Below are 19,265 nucleotides of genomic sequence, written 5' to 3'. Positions count from 1 at the left end.
GGGAGTTCTGCGTAGGCAGATCCGTCGTTCCACGGGAGTTCCGCAGGCGGCAACACGCCCGCCGGACGTCCGACCTAGACTCGGCGGTGAAGCTGCCTCCTCGGCTGGTACGAAGGGAACGGACCATGCGTCGGATCATCGCGACCGTATGCGCCCTGCTGTGTGCGATCCTGGCCGGCGGTGTGCTCGCCGTCCCGACGGCGACTGCCGCGCCCCGGGGGTGCCCGGAGATCTACGTGCTCGCGGTCCCCGGGACCTGGTCCAACGGCGCCAGCCCGGGTGTGCTTGGGGAGATCACCGCCGGGCTCGGACCGGAAACCCGCGTGCAGTACGTCGGCTACGACGCCACGGCGTTCCCGTGGGAGAAGGCGATCTACGGCAAGTCCAAGGCGCAGGCGGTTGCCAACACCACGGGGCTCGCCCTTCAGATGCTCCGACGATGCCCCGGTACCCGGATCGCGCTCGTCGGCTACAGCCAGGGCGCCGACGCCGCCGGTGACCTCGCATCCGAGATCGGCACCGGTCGCGCCGCGATCCGTCCGAGCCAGGTCGCGGGGGTCGTGCTGATCGCGGATCCGCGGCGGTCCAAGCGGGACAATCTCATCGGCCCCGCCCTGAGGGGTGAGGGCAGTGGCGGACCACGCCTCGACGGCATGGGGTGGGTCCTGCCCAGGGCGTTCACCCTCTGCGAACCCACCGATGTCTACTGCAACGTGCCCCGCGACTACTACGTGACTCGGATCGTCGGCTACCTCGCCGAGACCAGCGACCCGACGCCGAGCCAGATCGTGCAGTACCAGGCCGAGGCGGGCGCGATCTTCTCCGAACTGCTCACCCTCGGCGGCCCCGGCGAGATCGCGCAGGAGCTCGGTGACGCGCGCGCTCGCGAGCAGATCAGGTCGTTCAATGAATTCCTCCAGTCCGGGTCGCACGGCACCTACCGGGACTTCGAGGTCCGTCCCGGCGTGACTGCGGTGCAGTGGGCCAACCGGTTCCTCGCCGGCCTCGCCTGACGGCGCCGGTCGGCTGACCTGCACGAGAACCGGATGAATCGGACGTCCGACTAGAGTGGCGGCCGAAGTGGTCACCGAAGCCGGGGACCAGCCGCCCGCCCTCGGACAGACGGACACATTCCTTGCCAACGCAGCTCGCCGCCGTACTCGCCCAGACCGACCCGTCGCAAGGTCACAGCGGTTTCATCGGCTGGATTCTCGACCTCATGGACACGCTCGGCGAGCTGGGTGTCGGGGTGGCGATCCTCCTCGAGACCTTCCTGCCGCCCATTCCGTCCGAAGCCGTTCTTCCCGGCGCCGGCTTCCTCGCCTACGAGGGCCGTATGAACGTCTGGCTCGCCTGGGCCGCGGCGACCATCGGTTCGCTCGTCGGGGCTTGGCTCTGGTACTGGATCGGCGCGGCTCTGGGCCGCGATCGCACCCGGCGACTCGTCGGCCGGATGCCGCTGCTCGACTACGACGACTTCGACAAGGCGGAGGAGTACTTCGTCCGCTGGGGCGGAATGGCGGTTCTCCTCGGTCGGTGCGTGCCCCTCGTCCGATCGTTCGTCTCCATCCCGGCCGGGATCGAGAAGATGCCGTTCTGGCGTTTCACCGCCTACACGACGCTCGGCTCCGGCGTGTGGAACGCATTGTGGATCGGGATCGGCTTCGGCTTCGGTCCGGCCATCGCCCCCGCGCTCGAACGGTGGAGTGGCGTGCTGAGCAACATCGTGATCGCCGTGCTGGTCCTCATGGTCGCCTGGTTCGTCGTGAAGCGGGTCCGCCGACGCCGCGCCAGTGCCGCGGGATAGCGGGCCGGAAGAGTGGGACGACCCGTGGAATACCTCGTGCGGAAGCGCGGTTGTACCCCGCGACGGTGACGGACTCAATGCCCCGGGTCCCACCCTTTGCCGCTTCGAGCGGCCTGTTTGCCGAGAGGCGCTCTGACCGCCATCGTCGTCCATCACACCGAAGCCGCCGGCCCGATTCCCGGGTCGGCGGCTTCGGTCGTTCGACGGCAACCGCGGTGGGCGAGTGGTCGCCTGCCCGCCCGGGTCATTCATGCAGGTGAGGGGCGCGTCGCTACGCGCGAGGTAACAGTTCTCGTGCGACGATCGATCTAGCCGTCGTGTGCGGCACTCGCCGTTTCGGGAACCGGAGCTGCGGGATTCACACGTGTCGGCAGTCGCGGGGGCGTGGCGAAAGCCACTGGAAAGTCCGGCGACACGACCGGGAACAGCCGCTACAGTAAAACAAAGTTCCAGTCCGTTGTAACGAATGTGAAGTATCAGGAAGTGATTGGTCATGAAGTTGGCTGACACATTTCACTCGCCCCGCCGGGGCTCTCTGTTGAACTCGCTGACCGGCTGGCGACTCGGAGGCCGCCGCGGTTCCACGACGATGTTCCCCGCCGAAGCGGAACGACTCATCACACCCGCCGAGCTCAGACGGTTCGGCGTCCGGTCCTAGCGCCCTTCGAGGCTCGCTTCGCTCGCACCTCAGGGAGCAGGAGGTCGTCGCTCGCACCTCAGGGAGCAATGGGGGACGCTTCTTCGGATCAGGGGGCAGGTGGCACGTCGCCTTCGGTGACGACACGCACGCTCATCCCGCCGACCGACACCACATCGCCGATCGTCAGCTGACGGCCGCGCCTGGTCTCCACCTCGTCGTTGACCGTGACCAGACCGTCGGCGACCACCTCCTTGGCCTCGGCCCCTGACTCGATCAGGTTGGCGAGTTTGAGGAATTGGCCGAGTCGGATGGAGTCGTCCCGGATCGTCACGTCGTACACGGCTTCGATCATGCCGGTCCACCGCCCGCCGGGCCACCTCGGCCGTCGGGGACGCAAGACGATCTGTGCCGGACGGGGCCCATCCGCGTGGAGTGCCGGGACATACCTCTCATCCCGACTACCTTTTACGCATGGCCACCGACACCCCCCTCGCGCCGGTCGACCCCGAGACCCCCGGCGAGCACCGCGACGCGGGACCGCGGACGCCCACCGCGGCCGACCGCAGGTCCCTCGCGCTGCTCGACAAGATCCGACGGCCCTCCGGGTTCGGGTCCCGCGCCCCGCACATCGCCGGCACGATCGTCGGTGTCCTGGCGGCAATCGCGTTGCTGTCCAGCCTCTTCCCGGCGATCCGGCATCTGATCCACGACCCGCGCCGCTACGTCGACGACTACATCATCACCCTCCCCGACACCAGCTTCGCCTGGGCGTTCGTGCTCGCCCTCATCGCCGTCGCGCTCTCGGCCCGTAAGCGGATCGCCTGGTGGATCAGCGTCATCTACCTGATCCTGTTCATGGCGACCAACGCGCTCTATCTCGTGCCGTCGCTGGCCGACGACCTGGGCGTGACGCGGTGGGACCGCACGAACATCTACCTCGGACTGTTCATCGACGCGCTCGCCCTGATGTTCCTGCTGTCGACGTACCGCCAGTTCTACACTCGGGTCCGCAAAGGCGCCGTCCTGGCGGCGTTCGGCACCCTGATCGCCGGACTGGCGATCGCGACGCTGCTGGGCTGGGCCCTGGTGTGGGCGTTCCCGCACACGCTGACCCGAGGCGACCGGTTGCCGTACGCGTTCAACCGGGTCGTGGCCTTCGGCGCCATCGACCAGGATGCCTCGTTCGACGGTCGGCACACCCACCTGTTCGTCAACGGCCTGCTGGGACTGTTCGGCGCCCTGGCGCTGATCGCCGCGGCCGTCGTGCTGTTCCGGTCGCAACGGCTGCGCTGGCTCATCACCGCCGAGGACGAAGCCCTCATCCGGGCGCTGATCACGCGGTTCAACGACGACGACTCGCTGGCCTACTTCTCGACCCGTCGCGACAAGGCCGTCGTGTTCTCGCCCGATGGTCGGGCAGCGATCACCTACCGGGTGGAGGTCGGCGTCGGACTGGCGGGCGGTGACCCGATCGGCGATCCGGAGTCGTGGCCGGATGCCATCGCCGAATTCCTCACCCTGTGCGAGAAATACGGGTGGCATCCGGCATCCATGGGGTCGAGCCCGCGTGGCGCGGCCGCCTTCGACGCCGCCGGTTTCGTCTCGCTCAACATCGGCGACGAGGCCATCCTGCACACGCGCGAGTTCAGCCTCAGCGGGCCGGCCATGAAGGCGGTGCGCCAGGCCGTGACGCGCACCCGCCGTGCCGGGGTCGGTGTCCGCATCCGACGGCACAACGAGATCGGCGACACCGAGATGGCGCAGATCGTCGCGCGCGCCGACGACTGGCGCGACACCGACGAGGAACGCGGCTTCGCGATGGCGCTCTCGCGCATCGGCGATCCCGCCGACGGCGACTGCCTGCTGGTCGAGGCCGTGATGGGCGAGGGCACCCCCGACGAGCGGGTCGTCGGCATGCTGTCCTTCGTGCCCTGGGGGCGTCGGGGTGTCTCGCTCGACCTGATGCGTCGTGACCGGCACGGGCCCAACGGCGTCGTGGAGACCATGGTCGCCGAATTGTGCCGCAACTCCGAGCGATTGGGTATCACCGAGGTCTCGCTGAACTTCGCCGCGTTCCGGGCGTTCTTCGAGCAGGGTCCCCAGATTGGGGCCGGGCCCGTGATGCGGATGGGCTACTCGATCCTCATGTTCGGCTCGCGGTTCTTCCAGATGGAGTCGCTGTACAAGTCGAATGCGAAGTATCTGCCGGACTGGCAGTCGCGATACCTGTGCTTCGAGGACAGCAGGATACTGCCCCGGGTGGGCCTCGCCGCGATCGTGACCGAGGGTTTCATCACGTTGCCGCGCTTCGGACGGGCCAAGCACTACACGCAGGGGCCGCCGTCGATCCCGCCCGGCGTCAACGCGCCCGCGCTCATCGCCGAGCTCGACGCCGAGGCAGCCACACCCGAGGGCGCGATCGTCCACCGGCCGGAACAGGTGCGCGTCCGGCTCGAGAAGATGGACCGGCTCGTCGAGCGCGGCTTCGATCCGTACCCGCCGGCCGATCAACCCACGCATACGATCGCGGCGGCCAAGGCCGAACCCGAGGGAACCGTCGTCACCGTCGCCGGACGTGTGACGCGACTTCGGGACTTCGGCAAGGTGGTGTTCGCCGACGTCCACGACTGGTCCGGCGAGGTGCAGGTGCTGGTCGAGGATTCCCGGATCATCCCGGGCACACCCGATTTTGGTACCGACGTCGACCTCGGGGATCTGATCCAGGCCCGCGGCGTCGTCGGCACGAGTCGTAAGGGCGAGCTGTCGATCCTGATCGATGCCTGGCGGATCAACGGCAAATGCCTGCGCCCGCTGCCCGACAAGTGGGCCGGTCTCACCGATCCGGAAGCGCGTGTCCGGCAGCGCTATGTCGACCTCGCCATCAACGAGCAGACGCGCAAGTCGCTGGCGACCCGCAGTCTCGTGGTGAAGTCGTTGCGTGACTTCCTCGGCGCTCGTGGCTTTCTCGAGGTCGAGACACCGATCCTGCAGCAGATCCACGGCGGCGCGAACGCCACCCCGTTCCAGACGCACATCAACGCCTACAACCTCGACCTGTATCTGCGGATCGCCCCGGAGCTCTACCTCAAGCGACTGTGTGTCGGAGGTGTCGAGAAGGTCTTCGAGATCGGCCGCAACTTCCGCAACGAGGGTGTCGACTTCAGCCACAACCCCGAGTTCACGAGTCTGGAAGCCTATGAGGCGCACAGTGATTACCTCAAGATGCTCGACCTGACGCGCGAGATGATCCAGTACGCGGCGACGGCGGCCTACGGGGAACCGGTCATCGTGCGCACCGATGCCGACGGAAACGAAGAGCGCGTCGACATCTCCGGGGAGTGGCCGGTCAAGACCGTTCATCAGGTGGTCTCGGAGGGCGCGGAGCAGGAGATCACGCCGGAGACCTCCGTCGAGGAATTGCGCGCGGTGTGTGACCGCCTGGAGATCAATCACCGGCCCGACTGGGACGCCGGGCAGATCGTCCTGGAACTGTACGAGCACCTCGGTGAGGATCGCACCACCTTCCCGACCTTCTACACCGACTTCCCGACGTCGACGTCACCCCTCACGCGCGCACACCGGAGCAAGCCGGGCGTCGCCGAGCGGTGGGACCTCGTCGCCTGGGGCGTCGAACTCGGTACGGCCTACACCGAACTCACCGATCCGGTGGAGCAGCGGGCACGCCTCACCGAACAGTCGATCCTGGCCGCCGACGGTGATCCCGAGGCCATGGAACTCGACGAGGACTTCCTGCAGGCACTGGAATACGCGATGCCGCCGACCGGAGGTCTGGGGGTCGGTGTCGACCGGGTGGTCATGCTCATCACCGGACAGTCGATCCGCGAGTCGCTCGCGTTCCCGCTGGCGAAACCGCAGGACGCCTGACCCGGTCGACCGAGTTCGAATTCGCCTCAGCCGCAGAGTGCTCCGACGGCGTCATGGTCGTGGGTGGGGATCACGCGCACGGTGTGGCGGGCCAGGTGGAGGCGGTGCAGCGTCGCGAACGCCGCGTCGCGGTCGTCGTCGACGAATTCGCCGGGGATGCTCGGCTTCTGGCGCAGGCGCGCCACCTGCTCGAAGTGCCAGGCCGCATCGCCGGCGAGCAGGACCGGGCCGGAGGACGTGCGGGCCAGGACGCCGACGCTCCCGGGGGTGTGCCCGCCGAGGTCGACGACGACCACGGAGCCGTCGCCGAACAGGTCGTGGCTCGCGACGAATGTGGACACGGGCGGGCCGTCGAGTTCGTAGTCGAGGATCGGTCGGCCGTCGGTCAGAGCCGCCCGCACCCCGCCGACCGGTGGTCGCGTGCCCGCCAGTATCCATTCGCGTTCGGGCCGAGGTAGCCACACCGGCAGGCCGGGCAGGTCCAGCAGGCCGCACACGTGATCCCAGTGAGCGTGCGTCGGCAGGGCGAAGTCGGGGGAGCGGTGCAGCGGCCGCAGCTCGAGACCGTCGGCGGTGCTGACCGTCGACCGCGGCGGGGTGATCAGCGGGCGCAAGATCGTCGGCAATTCGGGCAGGACGCGGTGGTGGGCGTCGCGGCAGAAGCCGGGATCGACCAAGAACGTGGCCTCGGGGTGCTCGACCACGAAGGTCGTCATCGCCGACGACGCGCGACGCAGGGTACGAGCTCCCTCGACGAGGCCGGCGAGCGGCACCCGTCGTGCGACCTGGGGCAGCGCGCGCACCCGGACCGTCACCTCGCTGTCGGGGAGCCTGGCGTCCTCAATCGCGTCGATGAGTCGCAGGTCTGGTGGGCGTGGTCGGATTGCACCGCGCACGGCGAGTGCGCCTGTGCGCAGCATCTCGGCCGGCACCGGGCCCGGCTGGCGAAAGGTGGCCACCGCGTATTCCTACCCCGGCCGCCAGGTGTGCGCGCCGATTCCGGGTAAGCGGATGTCATGTGTAGTTCACCGAGGAGAGGTTTTGGGTACCACTCCGCCGTCGTTGAATGGTCCTGGCCCCTCGAAAGGCCTGCTGTCCTCCCAGCGGGCTACAACCGAACACAATGTGTAACGACGCGCTAGGGTCCAACGACCTACTCATCGACCCCCGACGTCTGACGAGAGGTACCGGAATGGTTGTCGAAGAGCTCGTACACCAGGACCGTCGGGCGGACCGTCGCTGACATGCACCCGACCCTCATCTGGTTCACGGCGACTCCCAGGCAGCCACTGAGCCTTCCCGTGCCTCGTCCTCGATCCGGCAATACCTGAAACCGTGGCGCCGAGGGAGAGCGACGCCACCGCGAATGCGGATCATGGGGGCGGGGGAGAATCGCAGGTCCTACGCGACCTGCTGGCTCTGGTGGCCGCAGGGGACCGAGCGGCGTTCACGCGCTTCTATGACCTGACCAGTTCGCGGATCTACGGTCTGGCCGTCCGGGTGGTGCGTGATCGGCACTACGCCGAGGAGATCGTCCAGGAGGCCTACCTGCAGTACTGGCAGCGGGCGGCCGACTACGACCCGACCCGCGGATCGGTGATCACGTGGATGATGACGATCGCGCACCGGCGCGCCGTCGACCGGGTCCGTACCGAGGACATGCAGACCGAGCGGTTGTCGGAGTACGGCGTCCGGGCCGCCGAACCCGAGATGACGCAGGATCTTCCGCTCGAAGCGGTGCTGCGGTCGGTGGAGGTGAGCGCAGTGCACACCTGCCTCGGACATCTCACGGAACTGCAACGAGGAAGCCTCGAGATGTCGTACTTCGGCGGACTCACCTATCCCGAGGTGGCGGCGCGCACCGACACGCCCCTGCCCACCACGAAATCCCGTATCCGGGACGGCCTGAGACGGCTGCGGAGCTGCCTGGACGCGCAGGACGACCGCTGACGGATCGGCGGTGAGCGCGTCGTGCCGTCCGGCGACGCCGCGCCATCCGCGCGGGCACACTGGACGGGTGCACGAGACGACACCCGACGCGGGTCTGGATTCACCCGGTGAGTTCGTGACGGTCGGGGAGCATCGGCTCCACGTGCTCGACGAGGGGGCGGGTCCGCCGCTGCTGCTCATGGCGGCGCTCGGGAGCAACTGGTTCGACCTCGATCCGCTTGTCGCGCGGCTCGTCTCGTCGTGGCGGGTCGTGCGGTACGACCGCCCGGGTTACGGGCTGTCCGATCCCATCGGTCGGCGTCACCATCCGTCGCTGCTGGGCGAGGTGGAGCGGATGGCCGCGGTGCTCGACGCTCGGGGTATCGCCGAACCGGTTGTCGTCGTGGGGCATTCGCTGGCGTCGCTGTATGTGGAGGCGTTCGCACGCCGATATCCCGAGCGGACCGCGGGTGTCGTCATCCTCGACGGGTCATTCGTCTTGTTCCCGTGGCGGATCGTCCCGCTGTCGTTCCGGGTGGGCAACGCCCATCGGGTGGTCGGTGCGGCGCGCGCGGTGACGAGCCGCGTCGGGATACGTCGCTGGCCGAGTTTCCAGGTGTGGAGCCGCGTCGTGCCCGCGCCACCGGAGGGTCGAGGCGAGCAGCAGCGCCGATGGAGTACGCGCGTCTTCGGGCAGCCGCCCTACCTCCTGGCCCTTCTCGTCGAGAACGCCGCGTTCGGGTCGATGAACCAGACGTTGCGGAGTCTGCGACGGTCCGAGCCGATGCCGGACGTCCCGGTGATCGTCGTCGTGGCGTCGTCCAGGCTCCCGGGGTGGCGCCACTTCTGGGAATGGAAGCAGCGACGGTACGCCGAGGTGTTGAACGCTGATGAGATCGCGGTACTCCCGAGGGCGCGGCACTTCCTCGTGTCGGAGCGCCCGGACGACGTCGCCGAGATCATCGGCGGGGTGCGGCCCATCCCTACCCGCGAGTAACCAGCTACTTGCGGTTACACCTAAACTGTTCGGCATGAGCGAGCTGACCTTCACCCCGACGGCCGACCTCGTCGACGAGACCGGCGCCGACGTCCGTAGCTGCGACACCCAGTTCACGCAGTTCGGCGGAAACCGGGAGTTCGTCGGACGCGTGTCGACGGTCAAGTGCTTCCAGGACAACGCCCTGCTGAAGTCGGTTCTGGGTGAATCCAACCCCGGCGGGGTGCTCGTCGTCGACGGCGACGCGTCGGTCCACACCGCACTGGTCGGAGACCTCATCGCCGAACTCGGCCGCTCCAACGGCTGGGTGGGGATCATCGTCAACGGCGCCATCCGCGACGCCAAGACCATCGGCGGGATGGCGATCGGGGTCAAGGCCCTGGGTACCAACCCGCGCAAGTCGACCAAGACCGGCGCCGGCGAGCGCGACGTCCCGCTGACCATCGGCGGCGAGACCTTCACCCCCGGCGACATCGTCTACTCCGACGACGACGGCATCGTGCTCGTCGCCGCAGGAGACAACCAGTAGAGCCCCGACCGCAGACCACGATCCACATCGAAGACCGGACACCCGCACAGCGCTGAGGAGCACCGCCATGCCGAAGCCCACCGCCGACTATTTCGCTCGCCTGGGTGCGCTCGTCGCCATCGACGACGCCGCGAGTCGTCCCACGCGCCCCGTCCTCGAGGCGTTCAGCGGGACGGAGATGGCGACCATCCCGGTCGCCACCGCCGACGATCTCGAGGTGGCGGTCGCCCGGGCCCGCCAGGCGCAGGAGGGATGGGCGGCCCGCACGCCGGCCGACCGCGCCGCGATCATCGACCGCTTCTCCGACCTGGTCCACCGCAACGCGGCGTCGCTGATGGACATCGCGCAGGCCGAGACCGGCAAGGCCCGCATCTACGCGCAAGAAGAGGTCATCGACGTCTCGATCACCGCGCGGCACTACGCGACGAACGGCCCCAAGCTGCTCGCCGACCGCAAGGTCAAGGGCATGCTGCCGGGCGCGACCAGCGTGCGCGTGCGGTACCTGCCCAAGGGTGTGGTCGGCATCATCAGCCCGTGGAACTACCCGCTGACACTGGCCGTGTCCGATGCGGTGGCCGCCCTGATCGCCGGCAACGGCGTCGTGATCAAACCCGACAGCCAGACGCCGTACTGCGCGCTGGCCCTGGCCGAGTTGCTGTACGAGGCGGGTCTGCCGCGTGAGCTGTACGCCGTGGTGCCCGGACCGGGAAGCGTTGTCGGGCAAGCAATCATGGCCAGCACCGACTACGTGATGTTCACCGGCTCCTCGGAGACCGGGGCCACCCTCGCCGAACAGGCCGGGCGTCGGCTCATCGGCTTCTCGGCCGAACTCGGCGGCAAGAACCCGATGGTCGTCACCGCGAGTGCCGACATCGCCAACGCCGTGCGCGGCGCGGCGCGCGCGTCGTACTCCAACTCCGGGCAGCTGTGCATCTCGATCGAACGGATCTACGTCGACAAGAAGATCGCCGACGACTTCGCCGAGCGGTTCGCTGCGTATGTCTCCACGATGAAGCTGTCGGCCTCCTACGATTTCAGCGCCGACATGGGTTCGCTGGCCTCGGCCGCGCAGATCGACACCGCCGAAGCACACGTCGAGGATGCGGTCGCCAAGGGCGCGAAGGTGCTCGCCGGCGGCAAGCGTCGCGCGGACCTGGGCCCCTTCTTCTTCGAGCCGACGGTCCTCGCCGACGTCACCGACGACATGGTGTGTTTCGCGAACGAGACCTTCGGACCGGTCGTCTCGATCTACCCGGTGGACTCCACCGACGAGGCGATCAAGCTCGCCAACGACACCGACTACGGTCTCAACGCCAGCGTCTTCGCCGGTAGCAGCGCCGAGGCGCAGCAGGTCGCCGAACAACTGCGCGCCGGGACGGTGAACATCAACGAGGGTTACGCCGCCGCATGGGCGTCGACGGCGGCCCCGATGGGCGGCATGGGCATCTCCGGCATGGGACGCCGCCACGGTGACGAGGGCCTCCTGAAGTACACCGAGCCGCAGACCATCGCCGAGCAGCGTTTCATCGGCATCGATCGCATGCCGGTGGTCCCGACGAGCATCTACCGCGCCATCACGCCGACCGCCGTCCGCGCGTTGAAGTACCTGCCGGGTCGCTGAGAACAACTCCCGACGCGCGCGTACTCCGCTCCCTGATCCGAGGGAACAACAAAGCCGCTGGTCTGTGGGGTGCTCGGTCTGTTCCCTGAGGTGCGAGGAGCGCTAGCGACGAGCCACGAAGGGTCCCGCGACTTGGACTCGTCGGATCAGCGATCAGGCGCGGGTTCTCTGGAGCCGAGACGCGCGTTGCACTGCCGCATCGGTGTGAGCGTGGTTACGGTAGGCCTTGTGACCCGAACACGTCATGGACGCAAAAGATCCGTCCCATCACCGACCCGTGGGCTTGTGACGATGACCGCGTCCGCGGCTGTCGTGGCTGGGTTGTTCTTCGCCGGCCCGGCGGCTCATGCTCGAGCGCCGCTGCAGGTCACTGCTGTGACTGGCGGGATGACCATCCCCTGGGGTGTAGTGGTTGCACCCGATGGCACCGTGCTTTCCGGTGAGCGCGCGGGGCGGTTTGTTGCAGTGCGCCCCGGTGGAAAACGTGTGAACGTCAGAGCAGACCTGTCGAAGATCTTCGCGGTCCACGAGGCGGGCCTCATGGGGCTCGCCATCGACCAACGGTTCTCGGACAACCGCCGTGTGTATTCGTGTCAAGCGGAGTACACGGTGCCCGGCGCCTTTGTCGTGCCGGAACCTCTTGCCGGCGCACCTCTTCCGGCCCCACAGACTGGTCAGACCATCAAGGTGGTGTCGTGGCGGGTGAGTGCGGACTGGACGCAGATGACCCGTGAACGGACGGTCCTCGGTGGAATCCCCGTGACGTCCTCCGGCAGTCGTGCCGGATGCGGCTTTTCCGCTACTGCCGACAGCCTCTGGGTCGGTACCGGCGACACAGGCACACCATCCGTTGCCCAGGACCGGAAGTCGCTGGGCGGCAAAGTTTTACACATCAAATTCGACGGTGCGCCCGCTCCGGGAAACCCGAACCCGCGCAGTCCGATCTATAGCCTAGGGCATCGCAACGTACAGGGCGTGGCGGTCCAGCCCGGCACTGGTCGCGTGTACGCCATCGAGCAGGGCACGAGCCGCGACGACGAACTGAATCGCATCGTCGCTGGGGGCAACTACGGCTATAAGCCCGACCGCACACCGATCATCTACGACGAATCGGTGCCGATGACCGATCCGGTACGGGTCCCCGGCGCGATCGGTCCGGTCTGGAGTTCGGGCAACGAGACGATCGCTCTGCCGGGAATCGCATTCCTGCCCGAAACCGGTTGGGGCGCATACAACGGCGGCGTCGTGCTGACGGCGCTCAAGGGTGAACGACTGGTGTTCCTTAAGCTCTCCGACGACGGACGCCACGTGGTGTCGCGAACCGAGGCCCTGAAGGACGAGCATGGTCGCCTGCGCGGGGTGGCCGTTGCGCCCGACGGCTCGCTGATCCTGACAACCAGCGACGGCGAAGGCGCAGACCGCATCCTGCGGGTGCGCTGGGACGGCTGAGCAATGTGCGACAACTTGGCCGTCGGACACGCAATCGACCGTGATCGTCGGCGCACCGAAGTTCGCCGGTGGTACCGGCGGTCCGGCGCGCGTGATCGCCATGGTGTGAATCGGACACAGAAAGGTCATCGATGACGACGCGCATCACCCGGTTCGACCGCGGACCCCACACCTTCGACGTCACCGACGAAGGTCCGATCGACGGTGAACCGATCGTGCTGTTGCACGGGTTCCCCCAGCGGGCCTCGTGCTGGGAACTGGTCGCGGAAATCTTGCACGACAACGGGTTCAGGACCCTCGCACCGGACCAGCGTGGGTACTCGCCCGGTGCTCGCCCCGCACGCCGACGGGACTACGTGCAGAGCGAACTGACCGCGGACGTGCTCGCCTTGCTCGACGCCGCAGGCCTCGTACGAGCCCACGTCGTCGGCCACGACTGGGGCGCACTCGTCGGGTGGGCGGTCGCCGCGCACCATCCCGATCGGGTGAAGACGCTTACCGCCCTGTCTGTTCCGCACCCAGGGGCCTTCCTGCGCTCGATGCGCCACGGACAGATCTTCCGGTCCTGGTACATGGCCGCCTTCCAGATTCCGGTCCTGCCCGAGAAGTTCCTCGGCTGGGCGATGCGAACACAACCGGACTTCGGGGAGCGGATGGGACTTCCGCAACCGTTCGCGTCGCGGATCGCCCGTGAGATCGGTGACTACGGCGCCCTTCCCGGCGCGCTGGGTTGGTATCGCGCGATGCCGCTCCCCGACAGGCGATCCGCGCCCCGGCGGGTCCGCGTCCCGACCACGTTCGTGTGGGGCGACGCGGACCCGGCGATCGGCGAGGAGGCGGCCCGCCTGTGTTCGGGGTGGGTCGACGCGAAGTACGAGTTCATCGCGTTGCGCGGTGCCGACCATTGGCTGCCCGAAGCGCACGCCGACGACGTTGTCGCCGCGGTTCTCGACCGGGTCGGCGATCTCGCCCCGGCGAACGGGTCGACCACCGCCCCGTCGGCGGCGGGACCGTCAGCGCAGGACTCGGCGTAACACGACGAAGACGATCAGCGCGACCACAGCTGCGAGCCCGGCATACGCGGGCGTGAGATTGGTGGTCGGGGGTTCGGTGGGCGAACCCGATCGCAACTGCGCGAAAGTCGCACGGGCGGCGTCTGATTCGGCGACCACATCGACCGGCGGGTGCGCGGGCGTGGGATCGGCGGGCGCGGGGGCCGAGGACGCGGTCGGGGCCGGCTTCGGGGAGTGCGTCACCGGCGGCTCGGGGGGCGACGCCGCGGTCGTGGCCGACGACACCTGAGGCGCTTCGGGTTCCGGGGTCGGAGTCGGCGGATCCACTGGCTCCGGGGCGGGCGGCGCCGACTTCGGCGGCGCCTTCTTGGCCGGTGCCTTCTTGGCTGCCGACTTCTTCGCCGGTGCGGCCCCGGCAGCCTTCTTCGCCGGTGCGGCGCCGGCAGCCTTCTTCGCCGGGCTCTTCTTGGCCGGCGCCTTCGTCGCGGGGCTCTTCTTCGCCGCCTTCTTCGGCGGGAGCTTGTCGCCGCCGGATTCCGCGGCCGCCGTCTCCGGCGAGGCCTTCTTCGCTACCGGCGCGGCGGGTGCGGCGTCGGGTACGGAGGCGGACTCTTCCGGTGCGGCAATCGGGAACAGCGCCTGCTCGTCTTGGTTCGACTCACCGGCGGACGGCGTGGCGTTCGGATCCGGCTCGGTCATACGGCGCTCCCTCGCAAGTGTCCGACAGGCGCCCGGCAACTGCTGCGCCGCGCGACACGTTCGCACCCATCCTAATGGTGTGCCCCGGAACCGGGCACCGGCGACCGGATCCCGCAGCCTGTTTCCAGACGTGCCGCTGATCGCTCGCCGATCTCACCCGACGGGCAGTCGCCCACCGGCACGGCGAGGACCCGGCTCGTGGGTCAGGAACGGACCCCGAGCCGCGCGAGGATGTCGGCGTCGACGGCTTCGAGTTCGTCGGCGATGGACTTGTGGGCGGTGCGGCGCTGACCGGCCGACATCGTCTCGGCGGTCTGCACCGCGACGTCCAGATTGTCGAGGCGCTTGGTCATCGCCGCGACGAAATCCGTGGAGTCGGAGCTGGTGTCCTGCGCGACGACCTTCTCCAGTGCCGTACGGGTGGTCGCGATCCGCGCGGACAGGGTCGCTCCGTGACCGCTGAACTGGCGCAACACCTCCGGTGAGACCCCCGCGCGGTTCGCCTGCAGCGTGGAGAGCTGTTCGCGTCCGGCGACCGCGGCCCGGTAGACGACGGGTGCGGCGATCGGTGCCACGAGCCGGGCGACGGTGAGGTAGCGCTTCACGCTGGCCGGGCTGAGAGCCTTCGCGTCGGCCGCGGCCTGCGCCTCGACGGCGAACTTCTTCGCCTCGGCCTTGCTCACCTTCGTCTGGGACTTGGCGAGCTGCTTGGCGGTCTTGCGCTCGGCCTTCATCTCCTTCTGGAAGTACTTGTGCTCGTTCTTGCGCCGGGCCTTTTGTTCCTTGCGCCGCGACTTGGCGTCGAACTTGGCCTCCAGCTTGGCTTTCGCCTTGAGAGCCTTGGCCTCTGCCTTGCGCTGAGCACGAGTCGTACCGTCGGAGGAGAACAATCCCATCGAATGCCCTTTCGCTGCTGCCGAGAAGACCGCAGTCGACCCCCGGCCTGCTCTCGTTCCGCTCCCGGCGCCGGTGTCGACCGGCTCGCTCGATCGCGTCCGGCGCCGCACTTCGTGGCCCCGCTCGCTTCGCTCCCGACGTCAGGCGCGCGTGATAACAAGTACAAGCATGACATGTGGTTGTATCCGACCACGTGTCCGTCCGTTCGAGCCCGGAAAGGGATGGCGTGGTCCCTGTCGTGTTGTCGCCGCGCGACCTCGCCGGTTGCGAGCACCGGGTCGCCCTCGACTTCGCGCACGACAGACGTCCCGCCGACGAACCCGATCCGCCTGGCGTGCAGCGTCGCAAGGAGGCCGCGGCCGACCATCGAGCGGCGATCCGCGAGCTGCTCCGCGGGGTACACAGCGATCAGCCGGGCGCGTTCGTGGTCGTCGACGCCGATGCGAGCACCGCTGAGCGCGTCGCGGCCACGCTGCGTGCCTGCGACGCCGGGGCGTCGTGGATCTGGAACGCGACCCTGCCGACCGACCGGGAGCACGGGCGCCGTGGCCATTCCGAACTGCTGGTGCGGGTCGGGGACGGCTACACACCGGTGATCGTCGTCAACCACCGGGTCAGCCAGCCGGCGAAATCGACGCCGGAACCGGACGGGCGTGCGCCCAGCCTGGTGACCAGTCCGTTCTGGATGTGGGCACCGAGCCCCGACCCGTATCGGACCGGCCGGCCGAACCGACGGGACAACCTCCGGCTGGCTCATCTCACCGCCATGCTCGTGGAGATCGGCAGGGCGTCGTCGACCGACACGACGGAGTTGCGCGGCGGCGTGATCGGCGTGGACGCGGACTGCATCGTCGTCCTGGACACCGGGGCGATGCTCGGGGACTACTCGGCGATCCTCGAGCATCGGCTCGCGGTCGCGGGTGGGAAGGTCCCCACCGAGCCCCGCCGGATCAGCGAATGCCGTTCGTGCCCGTGGTGGGTGCGCTGCGGACCGGAGCTCGAGGAGAAGCGCGACGTCAGTCTCGTGGCGAGTGGCAACCAGGGTTCGGTCCTGATCGATGCCGGGATCACGACGATCGACGAACTGGCCGCACAGCGCGGGGCCCCACCGGAGGGCTGGCCGGGCGGCGTCCGGTTCGGCGACGCGATCATCAACGCGATCGCCTGGCTCACCGGCACTGAGCTCGTCCGTCGCGTCGACTCGCCGCGGGTCCACCGCGCCGACATCGAGATCGACGTCGACATGGAGAGCTACGGCGAGCACGGGGCGTATCTGTGGGGGACACTGCGCACCGACACCACCGACTCGTCCGCGCCCGTCGAGTACCGCCCGTTCGTCACCTGGGACCCGCTACCCACGCGCGACGAAGCGCGGTCGTTCGCCGAGTTCTGGGGATGGCTCATGGCCGAACGCGCCGCCGCCCGCGAGGCCGGGAAGACGTTCGCGGCCTACTGCTACTCCCAGCAGGCGGAGAACCGATGGCTGCTGGGGTCGGCCGACAGGTTTGCCGGCGAGCCGGGCATCCCGGCGCGCGCCGAGGTCCAGGCCTTCATCGCATCGTCGGAATGGGTGGACATCTACGAGGCGGTCGGCGAGAACTTCATCTGCCCGCGGGGCAAGGGCTTGAAACGAGTGGCGCCGGTCGCCGGGTTCTCGTGGCGCGACGACGACGCGAGCGGCGAGGCGTCGATGGAGTGGTACCGGGCGGCTGTCGCGCTCGGGGGCGGGCGCCCCGACGACGGGCAGCGCCGGCGACTTCTCGAATACAACGAAGACGATGTCCGTGCCACAAAAGTGTTGCGCGAGTGGATGACCGACGGCGCGGCCGCGCAGGTGCCGCACGAGCGGGATCTGCTCGACCGGTTCCGGGCGAGCTGACGACCTCAGCCGAACCGCGGGGTCGAACGTCTCGTCGCCGCGTGTCAGGGACGCATCGAGCGCAACGAGTCGAGGAACGACCCGCTGCCGAGCAGGGCGACGGCGCCGAGCAGCAACAGTGCTCCCGGCGCCACGCCGAGGACGAACTTCCGCACCGACGTCAACGTCGAGTCCTCCGGCACACCGGGCGAGGCCTGCGGCGGATCGACCGGCGGACCCGCTGCACCCGCAACCGTCTGCGAGGTGTCGGAGCCGTCGGATTCGACACCGGTGTCGGGCTGTGGAGAACGACGATCGGTGTCCGGCCCGCTGCCGGAGCCGGAGTCCGGAGTCGGCCCGGTCGAACCACCTCCACCAGGCGGGGCGACCGCCGGTACGTCGGTGACGGCCGGACCGGTGTTCGCGGGGACCCCGGCCAGGTCGGACCCGCTCACATCGCCATCGGACGCCGAGGGAGCGTCCTCCTCCCGGCGGATGCCGCGGGACGGGTCGTCACCGTCGCCATCGCGCCCGGACGTGGTTTCGCGCCCGGACGTCGACGGATCCGGATCGCCGGTACTGGTCGTGGTCGTGGTCGTGGTCGTGGTCTCGCTCGTCGTGTCCGACGTCCCTGGCATGGGCGACGATCCACAACCGCAGTCCGTGGGATGGGACGGTGCGGAGGACTCGTCCGTGGTTTCGGGATCGGTGGTCTCGGGGTCCGTGGTTTCGGGTTCGGTCGTCTCGGGGTCATCGGTCGCCGAGCCCGCGGGTGTGTCGGTGTCGGTGTCGTCGACTTCGTCCGTGTCATCGGGATCGCTGTCGGAGTCGGAGTCGGAGTCGCTGTCGGAGTCACCCGCCCAGTCGGCGCCTGGCGCATCGGGGCCCGTTGGAGCTGTCGACGCAACCCCGGGCGCGACGACGATGAAGAGGATCGCGGCGAGAGCGATCAGAAGGACGGCGAGACCACGCGGCTTGGCACGGGCGCCGCGGGGGGTCGGGAGACGGTGGCTCATCGTTCGTCAGGCGTACAGTCGAGGGGGTGAAACATTGTCGCTGACACCATGCGGCGGATCGACGCGCACCGCGGGCCGAACCCGAATGTTCATCTGACGGATCCGCGTCGGCAACCCATGACCCCCATGAATGTGAAGAACGCCACACTAACGATCGTTACACCATCTTCACAGGTGATACGCGCAGAGCGCGGCGGTCCGGTACTTTCTGATCGTACCGACCGTTGCAACGGCCGTGTACAGCGGGCTTTAATGCTTGCAAATTCAAATTTTGCGTTTCGGAGAAGATTGTCATGACTTCAGGAGGGGCGGAGAAGCCTATGGGCGACACCGGACGCACCGACTCCGATCGTTCGAGGACGACGGACGCGGATGCTCTCGACCCTGGGCTGTTCGCCCGGCGGCTCGAGGAACTGTTCCGGACGGTTCCTGGTCCGAACGGTAGGGCGTACAGCGCGAAGGCGATCGCGGCGCGATCGACCGAGCGGGGGTTCCGACTCGGCGAGTCGTATCTGAGCCAACTGCGATCGGGGAAGGCCAAGTCTCCCTCGTTCCGCACGGTGGAGGGCATCGCGGCCGCTTTCGGGGTCGACGTGCACTACTTTTTCGAGGATCGGGCCGCGCAGCGTACCCGCGACGAGATCGATCTGATGCGGTTGCAGGCCGACACGAACGTCCAGCTGGCGGCCTTCCGCCTGGCCGGGTTGTCGAGTGATTCGGTCACGGTGGTGAACGAGCTGATCAAGGTGCTGCGCGAGCAGCAGGGTCTGCCCAAGGATCCGCCGGACGTGATCGCGGCCGGTCTGAGCGACACCAAGCCGTCGGCCGATTCGCGGCTTCGCGTCGTCGGAGACCACAGCGACGACTGACCGCCGATGAGGCGTTCGCGGAGCCATTCGTTCCGGACCGAGGGGTGTCGGCCCGG

General features: G+C 68.4%; 16 protein-coding genes. 11 read left to right on the top strand and 5 right to left on the bottom strand.

Features of this window, described 5'->3' with window-relative positions:
• Positions 1 to 125 precede the first annotated feature (125 nt).
• Positions 126 to 1,013 (top strand): cutinase family protein, encoded by an 888-nt coding sequence (locus A9310_RS15065; RefSeq protein WP_065631302.1) that lies wholly within the window; start codon positions 126 to 128, stop codon positions 1,011 to 1,013.
• A 122-nt stretch (positions 1,014 to 1,135) separates the two neighbouring features.
• Entirely contained in the window at positions 1,136 to 1,807 is a 672-nt protein-coding gene (locus A9310_RS15060) for a DedA family protein (RefSeq protein ID WP_058253696.1), read from the top strand.
• Positions 1,808 to 2,553: 746 nt separating this feature from the next.
• On the opposite strand, the gene A9310_RS15055 is transcribed toward A9310_RS15060, so the two are convergent.
• Complete coding sequence (locus A9310_RS15055; protein WP_065631301.1) at positions 2,554 to 2,799, bottom strand: RNA-binding S4 domain-containing protein; 246 nt, start codon at positions 2,797 to 2,799, stop codon at positions 2,554 to 2,556.
• A 119-nt stretch (positions 2,800 to 2,918) separates the two neighbouring features.
• On the opposite strand from A9310_RS15055, the gene lysX reads away from it, so the two are divergent.
• The gene (gene lysX, locus A9310_RS15050) at positions 2,919 to 6,332 is read left to right on the top strand and encodes a bifunctional lysylphosphatidylglycerol synthetase/lysine--tRNA ligase LysX (protein WP_065631300.1); all 3,414 of its coding nucleotides are present in this window, start codon (positions 2,919 to 2,921) and stop codon (positions 6,330 to 6,332) included.
• 26 nt (positions 6,333 to 6,358) lie between these two features.
• Here lysX and A9310_RS15045 read toward each other — a convergent pair whose 3' ends face one another.
• Positions 6,359 to 7,291, bottom strand: a complete 933-nt coding sequence (locus A9310_RS15045; protein ID WP_254661270.1) for an MBL fold metallo-hydrolase — start codon at positions 7,289 to 7,291, stop codon at positions 6,359 to 6,361.
• Between the two features lie 376 nt (positions 7,292 to 7,667).
• Between A9310_RS15045 and sigK the strand changes: the two genes are divergently transcribed.
• From sigK to A9310_RS15015, 6 genes are all read left to right on the top strand, one after another.
• Positions 7,668 to 8,282: an ECF RNA polymerase sigma factor SigK gene (gene sigK / locus A9310_RS15040; protein ID WP_065631299.1), complete on the top strand. Its 615-nt coding sequence runs from the start codon at positions 7,668 to 7,670 to the stop codon at positions 8,280 to 8,282.
• A gap of 67 nt (positions 8,283 to 8,349) precedes the next feature.
• Entirely contained in the window at positions 8,350 to 9,258 is a 909-nt protein-coding gene (locus A9310_RS15035; protein WP_065631298.1) for an alpha/beta fold hydrolase, read from the top strand.
• Positions 9,259 to 9,292: 34 nt separating this feature from the next.
• On the top strand, positions 9,293 to 9,787 hold the full coding sequence (gene rraA / locus A9310_RS15030) for a ribonuclease E activity regulator RraA (protein WP_065631297.1): 495 nt from the start codon (positions 9,293 to 9,295) through the stop codon (positions 9,785 to 9,787).
• Positions 9,788 to 9,854: 67 nt separating this feature from the next.
• Positions 9,855 to 11,408 carry a succinic semialdehyde dehydrogenase gene (locus tag A9310_RS15025; protein ID WP_065631296.1) on the top strand — a complete coding sequence of 518 codons (1,554 nt, stop codon included), beginning with the start codon at positions 9,855 to 9,857 and terminating at the stop codon, positions 11,406 to 11,408.
• A gap of 228 nt (positions 11,409 to 11,636) precedes the next feature.
• Positions 11,637 to 12,857 carry a sorbosone dehydrogenase family protein gene (locus tag A9310_RS15020; RefSeq protein WP_065631295.1) on the top strand — a complete coding sequence of 407 codons (1,221 nt, stop codon included), beginning with the start codon at positions 11,637 to 11,639 and terminating at the stop codon, positions 12,855 to 12,857.
• Between the two features lie 131 nt (positions 12,858 to 12,988).
• Entirely contained in the window at positions 12,989 to 13,891 is a 903-nt protein-coding gene (locus A9310_RS15015; protein ID WP_065631294.1) for an alpha/beta fold hydrolase, read from the top strand.
• Here the strand turns inward: A9310_RS15015 and A9310_RS15010 are convergent.
• Entirely contained in the window at positions 13,871 to 14,569 is a 699-nt protein-coding gene (locus A9310_RS15010; RefSeq protein ID WP_065631293.1) for a hypothetical protein, read from the bottom strand. The two genes, A9310_RS15015 and A9310_RS15010, sit on opposite strands and share 21 nt — an antisense overlap.
• A 203-nt stretch (positions 14,570 to 14,772) precedes the next feature.
• Positions 14,773 to 15,465: a DUF6474 family protein gene (locus A9310_RS15005; protein WP_065631292.1), complete on the bottom strand. Its 693-nt coding sequence runs from the start codon at positions 15,463 to 15,465 to the stop codon at positions 14,773 to 14,775.
• 227 nt (positions 15,466 to 15,692) lie between these two features.
• Here A9310_RS15005 and A9310_RS15000 point away from each other — a divergent pair, with 227 nt between their 5' ends.
• Positions 15,693 to 17,345, top strand: coding sequence for a TM0106 family RecB-like putative nuclease (locus A9310_RS15000; protein WP_065631291.1), 1,653 nt, complete (start codon positions 15,693 to 15,695; stop codon positions 17,343 to 17,345).
• A gap of 44 nt (positions 17,346 to 17,389) precedes the next feature.
• Here A9310_RS15000 and A9310_RS14995 read toward each other — a convergent pair whose 3' ends face one another.
• The gene (locus A9310_RS14995; protein ID WP_065631290.1) at positions 17,390 to 18,340 is read right to left on the bottom strand and encodes a hypothetical protein; all 951 of its coding nucleotides are present in this window, start codon (positions 18,338 to 18,340) and stop codon (positions 17,390 to 17,392) included.
• Between the two features lie 293 nt (positions 18,341 to 18,633).
• Between A9310_RS14995 and A9310_RS14990 the strand changes: the two genes are divergently transcribed.
• Complete coding sequence (locus A9310_RS14990; protein ID WP_065631289.1) at positions 18,634 to 19,209, top strand: helix-turn-helix domain-containing protein; 576 nt, start codon at positions 18,634 to 18,636, stop codon at positions 19,207 to 19,209.
• Positions 19,210 to 19,265 lie beyond the last annotated feature (56 nt).

The sequence above is a fragment of the Gordonia sp. UCD-TK1 genome (genome assembly GCF_001691435.1).
Lineage (GTDB): Bacteria > Actinomycetota > Actinomycetes > Mycobacteriales > Mycobacteriaceae > Gordonia > Gordonia hongkongensis.
This window is presented reverse-complemented; position numbering and strand designations above follow the sequence as displayed.